Below are 13,517 nucleotides of genomic sequence, written 5' to 3' on the forward strand. Positions count from 1 at the left end.
CAGCAGTGTTGGTAAGATTACAATGTTATCACTTGATGTTGAAATTTATCTATCGCTATTTCATTTGAAACCCACTTCACAAAGTCAGGTCCATATTTGTTGAGATAATGGATCACACTGAATTCCCGTTCCTGAAAATTTCCATCGGGGAAAATGTTCAACGCCGCTTTTGTAATTTGCTTCAACGAGATTTCTTCTTTTTGTTGTTGAGCTTTCTGCGTTTTTTGTTTCAGTACATCCAACTGTTGCTGAAATTTTCCAATTGTTCCGTCGATTGTTCCATTCAGCGTCTGGTCTATCTGCTGAATGCCAAACCGCGCTTCATTCAATGCTTCGGTAATTCTGGTATTGAGAATTTCAAACAGTCCGTCAACTTTTACTTCGGAAACCTGTTCAGATACTTTTCTTAATACGCCATCCACATCGCCAAACATTTCTTCCAGATCCAAAGAATATTTCTCAAGCACTTTCTGAATTTTTTCTTCCATCAATGTAACACTAGCGCGTGGATAAATGATAGGCATTGTGACTTGAAAGTACTCATAGACTGATTTTAATTGAGCAAAATAGGCAATCTCGCCCGGTCCGCCAACATATGCAACGGTCGGAAGGAGTGTGTCTTGACACAAGGAACGCGTTACTACATTGGGTGAAAGCAGTTCTGGAGTGTTTTCTGCAATGGCCAGTAATTCTTCTTTGGTAAATCGTTGACGCAGATTTTTCAGATAATAATCTCCACTGTCTGACGGTTCAATTAAATGTCTTCCTCCTTTATGGAGCATAAAGAGATTCAGTGCTTTAGCTTTTATCTGTGCGTGATAATGCTCTTCCAGCTCTACGCTTTTCTGTATCACCAGTTTGGATGATTCTGAATTGGAATTAATTTCGTTGACAAATATTTTTGACACTATTTTTTTCAATTCGGGATTGTTAGCATTGATAAAAATTAATCCCGAATCTTCATACACATGATTGAAGAACCCTGTGAATGCCTTCAGAAATGTATTGCCTTGTTTATAGTATCCTCGCAGCATTTCAAATAACGCTGGAGAGAAATTTGATTTCGGCATTGTCGAATCAAGAGCTGCAAAAAAATTGTCGATGTATTCATCAAAAACAATGTTTCCGGTAGCACCGATATTTTTTTCTAACGGTTTTCCTCCAACCAAATATTCTGCAAAAGAAAGTTCATTGGATGAGTTGATATATTTTACTTTATTGATCTCAGCAAAATCATGATCTTCACCTTCCAGCCAAAATATCGGGACAAAGTTATACTCGGGAAAATCTACCGCCAGTTTTTCTGCAAGTCTAACGGCAGTGATTGCCTTGTAGATCGTATATAAAGGTCCTGTAAAAATCCCTAATTGCTGGCCTGTCACCACAGCTAAGGTATTATCGTTTCCTATCAGATCAATATTTGCGAGTGTCTTAATTCCACCGTGAAATTCACGATTCTGATCATTCAACACTCGATGGAGCAACTGTCGCTCATATCGATTCTTTTGAATTGAATGAATCGTTTTTTCCCATGATTTTTTATCCTGAAAATTACCGGAGTAATACTTTGCAACCTTGTCAAAATTTGAATTGTAATCCGCAAAGAGATTAGTCACCGCCTCACGGTCTGAAAGATGCCGATAATTGATTAATTCCATAACTGCCTAAATTGTGTTAAAAATTTGATAAATATACGTTCAATTCACACCATAATCAATGAACAGACTATTCATTGTGTGCATTGATTTTAGCAGAATGTTATAATATATTGCTAGAGCAAAATGACGAAACTTTCAGGAAAAATAGCGATCGTTACCGGAGGAACTGGTGGATTGGGTAAAGTTGTCGTCGAACGGTTATTAGAATCAGGAGCCAGAGTTATTGCGACTCATACAGGAAGTAAAAAATCTGTAGATGTTGTGACGGCTTTACAAAAAAGATATTTACAGATGGAAGGAATTAACGTTGATGTCACTTCCGAAGATTCCGTAAAGAAGTTTTACCAAGAAATACATTTGCGCATTGGAAAGATAGACATTCTATGTAATCTCGTCGGTGGAGTGAACAAAAAAAAATTCATTGACGAAATAACATTGGATGAATGGAACAAAATGATGGAACTGAATCTCCTCTCATGTTTCTTGATGGTGAGAGAAGTGATTCAAGAGATGAAGAATAACGGATTTGGAAGAATCATCAATATTGCCGCAATGCCGGCGATAGCTCCCGAAGCAAAAAGGGGAGGATATGGAGTCGCAAAAGCTGGTGTTATTGCACTGACAAAAACTGTTGCAGAAGAAGTAAAAGAATTCGGAAATATTACCGTCAATGCCATTGCACCAAGCATCATATTGACGGAAGAAAATAAGACTTGGGGAACAGAAGCGGATTTTAAAAAATGGGTAACTCCTCTTCAAATAGCAGAAATGATCGATCATCTTTGCTCTGACGCTGGCGTTGCGATTAATGGACAAGTTATTCAAATGTACGGTAAGGTATAGGTATGGGATTAAAAGAAAAGCTTATGCAGGATTTAACTACTTCAATGAAATCCGGTGACAAGTTAAAGACAGATACACTGCGCATGCTTCGAGCTCAAGTATTGGAATTCGAAAAGAGCGGAGCTGGACGAGAGATGAACGCCGACGACGATATGAAAATACTACTTTCCGCAGTGAAAAAGCGGAAAGATTCAATTGAGATGTATGAAAAAGCAAACAGAAAAGATCTGGCAGACAAGGAAGCAAAAGAGATTGAGATCGTGCAGGAATATCTTCCAAAACAAATGAGCAAGGAAGAAGCTGAAACTGTTATTTCGAAAATTATTTCTGAAGCTGGTTCAAAAGAATTAAGCAAAGTGATGCCCCTTGTGATGAAAGAGTTAAAAGGGAAGCTGGAAGGAAAAATTATTAACGAAATTGTCAAACAAAAAATAGCATAATTATGACCTTTATCGACATTGTTATCGGAATGATACTGATAGGATTTATGATATCAGGATTTAAAAACGGATTTGTTAAAAAAATCGTTGGTATTATTTGCCTCGTGGTTGCTCTTATAGCAGGTGCAAAATTTTCCACTGATGTGAACGAATTGGTCTTTGCTGAGATTGGCATCACCGGTAGTACAGGATTCGTTCTTTCTTTTATTTTAATTGTTTTGGCGATTACATTTGCGCAGTCGCTAATTTATAAGATTATGTTCAAGGAAATGTTTGATGCTATGTGGAATAAAATCCTCGGTATTTTTATGGGACTATTCGAAGGGACAATTGCCATCAGCATTACTTTGATCGTATTAAGTATTTTTCTCGGACTCCCATCCACGGAAACACGTACTTCATCCGATTTATATAAACCGATTAAGAATTTTGCTCCGATGGTATTCGATCAGGTGAATACTTTTCTTCCCGAATCAAAGGATTTCTATTACGAAATTCTCAATTTCGCCTCCGACGAGAAGAAAAAGATGGAGAAGAAATAACAATATATGAGTCAGTTTGACGCAGCAGCTGATAAATTAGATCTCCAAAAAATACTTCATCGAATCCAGTTTTACGCCTCTTCTGAACTCGGCAAAGAAGCCGCAGAATCCATTGAACCAATTTCTGACCTAGAATCTATCTCCCTTGAGCATAACAGAGTTTCAGAAATGAAACGTGTTCTGGAAGGCGAGGGAGCCTTTCCCGTAGACGGAATTAAGGATATTCGATTATCGCTTCAACAATCAACCATCGAGAACAATGTCCTTTCAACCAGAGAACTCTTAAACATTGCGTCAACACTTCAAGCCGGCAGAAACATCAAATCGTTTATCGAAAAGAGAAAAGTGTATTTGAGTCAGCTAAATCTCTTAACCTCTTCTATATCAATCTTTAAGGAAATTGAATTCAACATAAATCAAGCAATAGATAGTAACGCTGAAGTCAAAGATTCCGCGAGTAAAGAACTTCGATCTATTCGCCAATCCATTTCTGATAAGCAGAGTGCAATTCGGAAGGCTCTCGAAAAAATCTTACGCGCTACCGCCGAACAAGGTATGGTTAGGGATGAGATAGTCACAACGAGAGATGGCCGTATGGTTATTCCCATCAAAGCAGAGTTAAAAAATAAGTTTCCCGGTTTTATTCATAGTGCTTCTTCGTCTGGACAAACAGTTTTTATCGAACCTTCGGAAACGTTGACCTATAATAATGAGATTACGGAATTATTCTTTAAGGAAAAGAGAGAGGTAGAAAGGATACTTCGCGAATTGACGCGTCAAATATTTCAGGTTGTTTCTGAAATCAGAGAGACTATAAATATTTTAACACATATAGATTTGTGTTATGCAAAAGCTCGATACTCTATTGAAATCAAAGGAAATAAACCTTTTCTAAAAGAGAATGGTTCACTGGTAATTATTCAAGGATATCATCCCATTCTTCTCCTTCGTCATGAACGAAACAGTATCATCCCGTTGGGAATAGAAGTTGGCAACTCGTTTACAACACTTTTGATAACAGGCCCAAATGCCGGCGGGAAAACCGTTGCATTAAAAGCCCTTGGCATACTTTCTTTAATGGTCCAATCGGGTATTCATGTTCCGGTCTCGCCCGATTCTGAATTTCCGATCTTCAAGAAAATTTTTGTGCTCATGGGAGATAATCAATCAATAGAAAATGATTTAAGCACATATAGCTCTCAAGTATTGCAGATCAAAAAGATCACAGAGCAAGCAGACGATACATCATTAGTTCTTATTGACGAGATCGGTTCCAATACAGATCCGACAGAAGGGGGAGCTATTGCAGCCGCAGTCATAGAACATTTAACTTCAGCAGGTGCATTAACGGTTGCAACCTCTCACCAAGCATCCTTAAAAGCGTTTGTTCATAATGCACAAGGGATGGAAAATGGGGCAATGGAATTTGACCAAGAAACGTTGATCCCAACGTATCGATTTAAGGTTGGGTTGCCAGGAAGTAGTTATGCTCTTGAAATTGCAGAACGTTTAGGTGTAAGTGAAGCGATCATTTCCAATGCTAAAAGTATGCTTGGGGAACAAAAAGCTAAGTTAGAACAATTGATATTAGAGTTAGAGAATCGTTCACAATTGTTAGAGCAAAAACTTTCAACTGCTGACACTGATAGTAAGAAATACAAAGAGTTATCACTATCCTATGAAAGTAAATTACTTGATTTAAATAAGGAAGTCAGAGAAGTAAAACGCAAAGCTGTAGAAGAAGCAAAATTGATCATTGATCGCGCATCGTCGACTGTGGAAAATACTGTTCGTGAAATTAAGACTCAACAAGCTGACCGTGAAGCAATTCGAAAGGGAAAAAATCAAATAGCGGAGTTGGAAAAAGAAATTGAAGTATTGGAAAAAGAAATAACCAATACAATTTCTGCTGATTCAGATGTACATTTGGATATAAAGTTGAATGACTTAGTTGTTTTGAGGTCTGGAGGACAAACGGGGACAGTCTTGACATTGCCTGATAAAAATGGAAACCTTCAAGTTGCATTCAACTCAATTAAGGCAAAAGTTCACATATCGAATATCAAAACTGTTTCTAAAAAGGAGGCAAGAAGAATCGATGTAACTTCTTCTTTTACATCAGATAAACAATACTTGACTGAAGTAGATATTAGAGGGTTATATGGTGATGAAGCGGTAGAGATCGTGGATAAATTTGTTGACGATGCCATCCTTGCAGGTTTACACCGTGTCGATATTATTCATGGTCATGGAACGGGTGCATTACGAAAACGAATCCAAGCATTCTTGGAAAATGATTCAAGGGTAAAAAGCCATCGATTTGGCGAACGGTTTGAAGGTGGTGCAGGAGTGACGGTAGTAGAAATTGCTCAGTAATTACAATGAAAAAAATTAAGAAAATATTGATTGCTAATCGCGGCGAGATTGCCGTACGAATTCACCGTTCGGCGAAGGAAATGGGCATTCAAACCGTAGCAATATATTCTGACCCAGATAGAACTGCTCCACATGTCTTGTTGTGCGACGAAGCATACCCGTTACATGGAATTACTTCAGCAGAAACATACCTTCAAATAGAAAAAATTCTGACAATAGCCAAAAATGCTCAGGTTGATGCCATTCATCCTGGATATGGATTTCTGTCTGAAAAGGAAATTTTTGCTAAATCTGTAACCAATGCGGGTCTTATTTTTATCGGTCCACGATCTGAGACTATAGAACTTTTAGGGAGCAAAACTTCCGCAAGAGATTTATTGGTAAAGAAAAATATTCCAATCGTTCCCGGAACTACCAAACCGATCAAGAATTTAGAAGAGGCAATTGATGTTGCAACTAGTATCGGTTTTCCTGTTTTGATTAAAGCATCCGGAGGTGGAGGAGGCAAAGGAATGCGACGTGTCGATTCTGCGGATGAACTCGCCAATGCCATTGAGCGCGCGCAGAATGAAGCTTCAAAAGCATTTTCTGACGATCGTGTTTACATTGAAAAATATATCATCAATCCAAAACACATTGAAATTCAAATCCTCGCTGATATGCATGGAAATGTCATTCATCTAGGTGAACGAGAGTGTTCAGTTCAACGACGACACCAAAAAGTTGTTGAAGAGTGTCCAAGCACTGCCGTAACCCCTGAATTACGTGCTGCAATGGGTCAAACAGCAGTTGAAATAGCTAAAACAGTTGGATATGTCAATGCAGGAACGATGGAGTTTCTGCTTGATGCTGACAAGCATTTCTATTTTCTTGAAGTAAATACTCGAATTCAAGTAGAACACCCGATTACAGAAATGGTGTATGGAATTGATATTATCAAAGAACAGATTCGCATTGCTCAAGGAGAAAAACTATCCTTGACTCAAGATGAAGTTCGCATCAATGGGCATGCGATTGAAGTTCGAATTTATGCCGAGGAATATGATAATAATTTCCTCCCATCCACCGGAATAATTACACATTATCAACCAAGTGAAGGATTAGGAGTGCGGAATGATTCCGGCATTCGAGCTGGTTCAGAAATTACAATGTTTTATGATCCGATGATAGCGAAATTAGTTGCTCACGGAAAGACACGTTCAGAGGCCATTGAAAAAATGAAAAGAGCTCTTCGGGAATATAAAATCAATGGTGTGAAGACGACAATTCCATTCTGTGAAATGGTACTTTTTCATCCAGAGTTTGTCAATGGAATGTATGATATTAATTTTGTAGCAAAATATTACTTAGCACCAGATAGCGTACTGGATATGAAGGAAAGTATTGCAATAACTTCTGCGTTCGTTTCGCAAAATAGTAATTTTGGAAAAAATATAGTAGAGTCGGCCGGCTCCGAAAAACATTCACAATGGAAACAGCAATTCCGTAATGAATAACACAACCATAAATATTGCAGAATACTCGTTTTCCTATGATGAAACTCGAGGGATTCTTGTAAATACTCAGGGTAATGTTGTTCCGGCAGATGTTATGAAAATCTCTGAAGGTGAATTCAGTGTTCTTGTAGATGGAAAATCATACCATCTTTTCCTTTCACGAACAAAGAATTCATATACGGCAACAGTGAATAATTTTATTTTTGAAATCCAACGTGAAACATTGAGAGATAAGCTCACAAAACAACTACAGAAAGAGGCGCAATCTACTATCAGCACTATTACTCTTCGAGCACCAATGCCTGGTTTGATCACAAAACTGCTGAAAAAAGAAGGATCGCAGGTTAATTTAAGTGAGGGAATTCTTGTGATTGAAGCGATGAAAATGGAGAATGAAATTAAATCCACCAAATCAGGGATTTTAAAAAAAATCTTTGTTAAAGAAAAACAACCTGTAGAAAAAAACGATAATTTATTTACGATAGAATAACTATGAAATCAATTCAAGAACCGATTGTTACTAATGAACTTGCGCTTCAACATGGACTTACGGAAGAGGAATATCAGAAAGTATTAATCATCCTTGGTCGAACACCGACATATACTGAACTAGGAATTTATTCTGTAATGTGGAGCGAACATTGCAGCTATAAAAACTCTATCGCTCAACTCAAGACACTCCCGCGTTCCGGAAAACGCCTGCTTGTAGGTGCCGGTGAGGAAAATGCCGGCCTGGTTGATATTGGCGGGGGACTGGCTGTCGCATTCAAAATTGAAAGTCATAATCATCCTTCAGCAGTCGAACCGTATCAAGGAGCCGCCACCGGTGTCGGTGGAATCATGCGTGATATATTTACGATGGGTGCCCGTCCAATCGCAGGATTAAACTCTCTGCGTTTTGGTGATATCGATGATAAGCAAACAAAACATTTACTGAAAGGCGTAGTGAAAGGCATTGGGGATTACGGAAATAGTTTTGGAGTTCCGACTGTAGCCGGTGAAGTATTTTTCGATCCGTGCTATCAAACCAATCCTCTTGTGAATGCCATGTCAGTCGGAATTGTTGAACACGGAAACGTAGCGTCGGCGATTGCAAAAGGAAAAGGGAATGTGGTGATGATCGTCGGCTCTGCAACGGGAAGGGACGGCATTCATGGTGCTACATTCGCATCGGAAGAGATTTCAGAAGCATCCGAAGCAAAACGTCCTTCGGTACAAGTAGGTGATCCATTTACAGAAAAACTTTTGCTTGAAGCAACGTTAGAAGTAATACATGCAGGACTTGTCGTTGGAATTCAGGATATGGGCGCCGCAGGTATCACTTGTTCGTCCACCGAAATGAGCGCCAAAGGAAACAGCGGCATGGATATTAATTTGGATCTCGTTCCGACTCGCGAAACAAAGATGACGGCATATGAAATTATGCTTTCGGAATCTCAAGAACGGATGCTGATTGTTGCTAAACCGGAAAATGAAAATGCAATCATCGATATTTTTAAAAAATGGGATCTGCATTGTGTGACCATTGGAAAAGTTACGGACGACGGTATGGTTCGTATTTTCCAACAAGGGACATTGAAAGCTGAAGTTCCTGCTGAGACGTGCGTGCTTGGTGGTGGTGCTCCGGTATATATTCGAGAGACAAAGGAACCGGAGTATCTTAAACAAACTCGTTCGTTCGATTTCAATTCATTATCAACACCAAAAGATATTTCGGAATCTATCTATAAACTTTTACTGTCTCCAAATATTGCCAGTAAGCGTTGGGTGTATGAACAGTACGATTCAATGGTTCGGACGAATACCGTTGTGCTTCCGGGATCAGATGCTGCTGTTGTCCGAATAAAAAAATCGGAAAAACTTCTTGCAATGAAAACAGATTGCAATAGTCGTTATGTATATTTAAATCCGCGTAAAGGTGCAGCGATCGCTGTCGCAGAATCCGGACGAAATGTTGTTTGTACGGGAGGAAAACCGATAGCGATAACGAATTGTTTAAATTTCGGTAATCCATACAAACCTGAAGTGTATTGGCAATTCAAAGAAGCGATCCTTGGAATCAGCGATGCATGTAACGCGTTGGAAACTCCTGTCACCGGCGGCAACGTAAGCTTTTATAATGAAAGTGCTCAGGCAGCAGTATTTCCGACACCGACCATTGGGATGCTTGGAGTTATTGAAAACGAATCGCACGTTACAACATCATACTTTAAAAAATCTGGCGACGCGATCTATCTGCTTGGTACTAATCGCGGAGATCTTTCTGGCAGTGAGTATCTAGTGCTGGAACATGGATTGACCGTCGGCGATGCTCCATATTTTGATCTGGCATTTGAAGTGAAACTGCAGGAATGTGCTCTAAAGCTTATTCAGGAAGGATTAGTTGCATCGGCACACGATATTTCGGACGGAGGATTGATTGTATCTCTCATCGAAAGTGCGATCGTTGGAAAACAGAAATTTGGATTTGATCTCAATCTTCCGTTGCAAGGTCTTTCACTTCATAATATTCTTTTTGGTGAAGAGCAATCCCGAATTATTATTTCTGCCGATGCATCTCAAGAAGCCAAAATCAAATCAATCTGCGCACAACATACTGTTCCCGTATTAAAGATTGGCATCGTAACTTCAAAGAACATTGCAAATGTTAATGACACAGTCAGTATTGATATGAAAAAGGCAGATGATCTGTATTTTAACGTTCTTCATAAAAAAGTCAGTGGTAATTAAGAATGATAGAGACGGAAAAAATATTACCCGTATCACTTTCATTGATTCATCATTTTCCGTTTGATGTTTTGAAAATGACCGGAGACGAAGCGATAGATTTTCTTCAGCGCATATCAACGAATGATTTCAAAGATTTTACGGAAGGGAAGATCCAAAAAACACTGTTGCTCACGGACAAAGGAAGAATACTGGATACTATTTGGGTTATTCACCGTAATAATCATTTGATCATATTGACCAGCAAACAAATGTCTTCTGAAATTATTTCTTTCGTGAACAACTATATCATCATGGAAGATATTGTCGTTACCGATGTTACTTCTCAGTATAGTATTGATCTCCATTTCGGATACCTCGACAACTTCTACCATACAGACTATTTCGGTTTTCCTGTATCTTTTGATGTACAGCTTTCAAATGATGTTACAAAATCTGTTGATCATCATTCAAGAGAGGCATTTGAGCAGTGGCGAATTGAACATGGTATTCCGGTAGCAAAAAAGGAGATTCTGCAAGATTATAATCCATTAGAACTAAATTTATGGGATTGGATCAGCTTCACAAAAGGATGCTATATCGGTCAGGAAGTTATCGCAAGGATTGATACCTACAACAAAATTCAACGTCAACTATGTCTAGTATCCTCCAACGAACAATTAACAGAACGAGAAGTGCTGGTTGATGATTCCGGTGCCGAGATAGGAAAACTTACGAGCGTAATAAACATCGCATCTGGTTTTATTGGATTGGCAATTGTCAAAATGAAATATGCCGTGGAACAACAACAAGTGAACGTAAAAGGAACCAAGACAGTAGTAAAGATTGAAAGGGTGTTTACGAAAGAAGCATATGGAAGAAATTAAAATTATTGCAGAGTCAAAAGAAGAATTATACGAACAGTTACTCCCGCAAATATATTCGGTTGTTGCGGATGAACAGAATCCGATTGCCAATATGGCAAATATTGTTGCTGCTCTAAAACAAGCTTTTTCATATTACTCATGGGTCGGATTCTATTTGTACGAAAATACATCAAACCAACTTGTCTTAGGACCGTTTCAGGGAAAAATTGCCTGCACAAGAATTGCCGTCGGTAAAGGTGTCTGCGGAACATCGTATCAAAAGAAGGAGACGCTTATTGTTCAGGATGTGAATCAATTTCCAGGTCATATCTTTTGTGATGGCGATTCAAAATCTGAAATTGTTGTACCAATTTATGATAAAGGAAATATTATAGGTGTGCTTGACGTTGACAGTCACGAATTCGACAGTTTTAATGAAACAGATAAACTATATCTTGAACAATTGATGCACACTATTTCTGAAAAAATTAGTCTGACATGAAAAAAAGAAAACTTCAAAAAGCACCAAAGGCATATAAAAATTCAGGATTTCTCGCAAGCAGGGATGCTCGTCCATTACGGATTTTGTCTGAATTTTTAGAACCATTAAGCCGGTTCAACTACTATAATGTCAAAGATACGATTGTATTTTTCGGTTCTGCAAGAATCAAACCGAGAAATGAAACAATTAAACATCTTCGGGCACTTGCAAAGAGTGGTAACAAAAGAAATATTCATTCAAAAAAATATCATGAGCAATTATTACAAGCCGAAGTGGCAGTAGAGATGTCTCGGTATTACGAAGATGCTGCGGAACTTTCGCGGTTGATCACTGCATGGTCTACCAAACTCAAGACAAAAAACCGATTGTTAGTTTGTTCCGGCGGCGGACCAGGAATTATGGAAGCTGCCAATAAAGGTGCGATGATGGCAAAAGGAGAGTCTATCGGATTAAATATCAGTCTTCCATTTGAGCAATATCCAAATTCATATATTACTCCAAAATTTAATATGGAATTTCATTATTTCTTTATGAGAAAGTTTTGGTTTATGTTCCTCGGCAAGGCTCTCGTAGCATTTCCGGGCGGGTTTGGAACTCTGGATGAATTTTTTGAGTTATTAACATTACTACAGACTAAAAAGGTCGGCAAAAAAATGACTGTGATTCTTTATGGAAGAAATTTCTGGAATAAGATTATCGATTTTAAGGCATTGGTAAAATACGGCATGATTAGTCCGGATGATATGAATTTGTTTTCCTTTGCAGAAACTCCAAAAGAAGCATTCGCTATTTTGAAAAAAGATGTGTTGAAAAATTATTCCGAATTTCGATGAATGATTTAACCGAAAAAGAAGTGAGTGAAATTAAGTCGCTCATCACATTGATCGATGATGAGGATGAATCGGTCTATGCCGTTGCTCGAGAACGTTTGTTAAGTTATAAAGAATCTGTACTGGAATTTATACCTTTTATTGAAGATAAAAACACTGTCGCCGAAAAACGCCTGAGCGAGGTCCGTGAAATCCTCATCCGCGCTTCATTCAAAGAACAACTTCGGAAATTAAAACGTGACCAAGAAGGTGATATTGATCTGGAAGATGGCGTGTTTCTTTTTGCCAGGCAGCGATACAAGGATCTTGATGTTGCTCGCTATGTTGTGCAATTGAATCAGTATGCGTCAGAACTGAAGGAAAAACTAAGTTCCAATACGGACGAAACGGAAATTCTTCGAAGGGTAATTTCATTTTTTACTGATGAAAAATCATTTGTCGGCAACCGCGACGATTATTATAGCGAAGAGAATCATTATATTAATCGTGTGCTGGACACAAAGATCGGTATTCCGATAACGTTGAGTGTTGTTTATCTGCTTGTTGGACGGCGCATCGATCTACCCATCCAAGGTATCGGACTACCGGGACATTTCGTTTTGAGATTTTCGTTTGGAAACTCGCATGTATATTTTGATCCGTTTAATGGTGGGAAGATACTTTCCCGAAGCGATTGTGAAGAGATTGTGACAAATTTAGGATTCAAATTCACGGAAGAGTACTTGCAGCCGGTATCAAATAAGCAAATTCTTGAGCGAATGCTTCGAAATATCATTTTAACACTCGAAAAAAAACATGAAAATGAACGGATAGAAACAATCCGCCAATTCATTGATACTATCAATTCCGATTTGTAACTTGTCTATATCCAATGGGGGTGTTTTGGCTTCGACGGGGTCGGGAATGGATAGATTTGCATACCGTGCACGCCTTTACGCACGTAAATCTCAGGGCAAACAATAAATGCAGATAACTACGGTTACGCACTCGCCGCTTAATTAGCCACGAGCGCCAATACAGAGCTCTCCTGATGGATCTGTAACGGCGTCGACTTAGTCAGGATAGTTGATATTCAGTGAAGGTAATATCAATGAGCTATCAAATCCTTTGCTGCGTTTCGGATGCTTTGCGTTCGGCCAAGAATCCGGAATTAAGATAAAAAGCTGAACTATGTATGTAGAAGGTCTATTGGTTTTCACTTCGGACCGGGGTTCGAATCCCCGCACCTCCACAACAAATGAAACGATGTAACTTGCCA

12 protein-coding genes and 1 other RNA gene are annotated in these 13,517 nt (G+C 38.7%); 12 read left to right on the forward strand and 1 reads right to left on the reverse strand.

What is annotated here, in order from left to right; genetic code table 11:
* Positions 1–17: 17 nt before the first annotated feature.
* Positions 18–1,658, reverse strand: a complete 1,641-nt coding sequence (gene bshC / locus WDA22_06350) for a bacillithiol biosynthesis cysteine-adding enzyme BshC (GenBank protein MFA5833080.1) — start codon at positions 1,656–1,658, stop codon at positions 18–20.
* Between the two features lie 123 nt (positions 1,659–1,781).
* Between bshC and WDA22_06355 the strand changes: the two genes are divergently transcribed.
* From WDA22_06355 to ssrA, 12 genes are all read left to right on the forward strand, one after another.
* Entirely contained in the window at positions 1,782–2,501 is a 720-nt protein-coding gene (locus WDA22_06355; protein MFA5833081.1) for an SDR family NAD(P)-dependent oxidoreductase, read from the forward strand.
* A gap of 2 nt (positions 2,502–2,503) precedes the next feature.
* Positions 2,504–2,941, forward strand: coding sequence for a GatB/YqeY domain-containing protein (locus tag WDA22_06360; protein ID MFA5833082.1), 438 nt, complete (start codon positions 2,504–2,506; stop codon positions 2,939–2,941).
* 2 nt (positions 2,942–2,943) lie between these two features.
* Positions 2,944–3,483, forward strand: coding sequence for a CvpA family protein (locus WDA22_06365; protein MFA5833083.1), 540 nt, complete (start codon positions 2,944–2,946; stop codon positions 3,481–3,483).
* Positions 3,484–3,489: 6 nt separating this feature from the next.
* The gene (locus WDA22_06370; protein MFA5833084.1) at positions 3,490–5,859 is read left to right on the forward strand and encodes an endonuclease MutS2; all 2,370 of its coding nucleotides are present in this window, start codon (positions 3,490–3,492) and stop codon (positions 5,857–5,859) included.
* A gap of 5 nt (positions 5,860–5,864) precedes the next feature.
* Complete coding sequence (locus WDA22_06375; protein MFA5833085.1) at positions 5,865–7,355, forward strand: acetyl-CoA carboxylase biotin carboxylase subunit; 1,491 nt, start codon at positions 5,865–5,867, stop codon at positions 7,353–7,355.
* Entirely contained in the window at positions 7,348–7,845 is a 498-nt protein-coding gene (locus WDA22_06380) for a biotin/lipoyl-containing protein (GenBank protein ID MFA5833086.1), read from the forward strand. Before WDA22_06375 ends, WDA22_06380 begins: the two co-directional genes overlap by 8 nt.
* Before the next feature lie 2 nt (positions 7,846–7,847).
* Positions 7,848–10,085: a phosphoribosylformylglycinamidine synthase subunit PurL gene (gene purL, locus WDA22_06385; GenBank protein ID MFA5833087.1), complete on the forward strand. Its 2,238-nt coding sequence runs from the start codon at positions 7,848–7,850 to the stop codon at positions 10,083–10,085.
* Between the two features lie 2 nt (positions 10,086–10,087).
* The gene (locus tag WDA22_06390; GenBank protein ID MFA5833088.1) at positions 10,088–10,948 is read left to right on the forward strand and encodes a hypothetical protein; all 861 of its coding nucleotides are present in this window, start codon (positions 10,088–10,090) and stop codon (positions 10,946–10,948) included.
* Entirely contained in the window at positions 10,935–11,429 is a 495-nt protein-coding gene (locus WDA22_06395; protein MFA5833089.1) for a GAF domain-containing protein, read from the forward strand. The genes WDA22_06390 and WDA22_06395 overlap by 14 nt, the downstream gene beginning before the upstream one ends.
* Positions 11,426–12,262 (forward strand): LOG family protein, encoded by an 837-nt coding sequence (locus tag WDA22_06400; GenBank protein MFA5833090.1) that lies wholly within the window; start codon positions 11,426–11,428, stop codon positions 12,260–12,262. The genes WDA22_06395 and WDA22_06400 overlap by 4 nt, the downstream gene beginning before the upstream one ends.
* Positions 12,259–13,116 carry a transglutaminase-like domain-containing protein gene (locus WDA22_06405; protein ID MFA5833091.1) on the forward strand — a complete coding sequence of 286 codons (858 nt, stop codon included), beginning with the start codon at positions 12,259–12,261 and terminating at the stop codon, positions 13,114–13,116. The genes WDA22_06400 and WDA22_06405 overlap by 4 nt, the downstream gene beginning before the upstream one ends.
* A 16-nt stretch (positions 13,117–13,132) precedes the next feature.
* Positions 13,133–13,493, forward strand: a transfer-messenger RNA (tmRNA) gene (gene ssrA / locus WDA22_06410).
* Positions 13,494–13,517 lie beyond the last annotated feature (24 nt).

Source organism: Bacteroidota bacterium, assembly GCA_041658205.1.
Lineage (GTDB): Bacteria > Bacteroidota > Ignavibacteria > UBA10030 > UBA8401 > UBA8401.

Bases quoted from the DNA above. Each gene is read 5' to 3' on its own strand.
- purL (MFA5833087.1), top strand. From the start codon at position 7,848: ATGAAATCAATTCAAGAACCGATTGTTACTAATGAACTTGCGCTTCAA.
- WDA22_06375 (MFA5833085.1), top strand. From the start codon at position 5,865: ATGAAAAAAATTAAGAAAATATTGATTGCTAATCGCGGCGAGATTGCC.
- WDA22_06370 (MFA5833084.1), top strand. From the start codon at position 3,490: ATGAGTCAGTTTGACGCAGCAGCTGATAAATTAGATCTCCAAAAAATA.
- WDA22_06360 (MFA5833082.1), top strand. From the start codon at position 2,504: ATGGGATTAAAAGAAAAGCTTATGCAGGATTTAACTACTTCAATGAAA.
- WDA22_06395 (MFA5833089.1), top strand. From the start codon at position 10,935: ATGGAAGAAATTAAAATTATTGCAGAGTCAAAAGAAGAATTATACGAA.
- WDA22_06405 (MFA5833091.1), top strand. From the start codon at position 12,259: ATGAATGATTTAACCGAAAAAGAAGTGAGTGAAATTAAGTCGCTCATC.
- WDA22_06355 (MFA5833081.1), top strand. From the start codon at position 1,782: ATGACGAAACTTTCAGGAAAAATAGCGATCGTTACCGGAGGAACTGGT.
- WDA22_06365 (MFA5833083.1), top strand. From the start codon at position 2,944: ATGACCTTTATCGACATTGTTATCGGAATGATACTGATAGGATTTATG.
- bshC (MFA5833080.1), bottom strand. From the start codon at position 1,658: ATGGAATTAATCAATTATCGGCATCTTTCAGACCGTGAGGCGGTGACT.
- WDA22_06380 (MFA5833086.1), top strand. From the start codon at position 7,348: ATGAATAACACAACCATAAATATTGCAGAATACTCGTTTTCCTATGAT.
- WDA22_06400 (MFA5833090.1), top strand. From the start codon at position 11,426: ATGAAAAAAAGAAAACTTCAAAAAGCACCAAAGGCATATAAAAATTCA.
- WDA22_06390 (MFA5833088.1), top strand. From the start codon at position 10,088: ATGATAGAGACGGAAAAAATATTACCCGTATCACTTTCATTGATTCAT.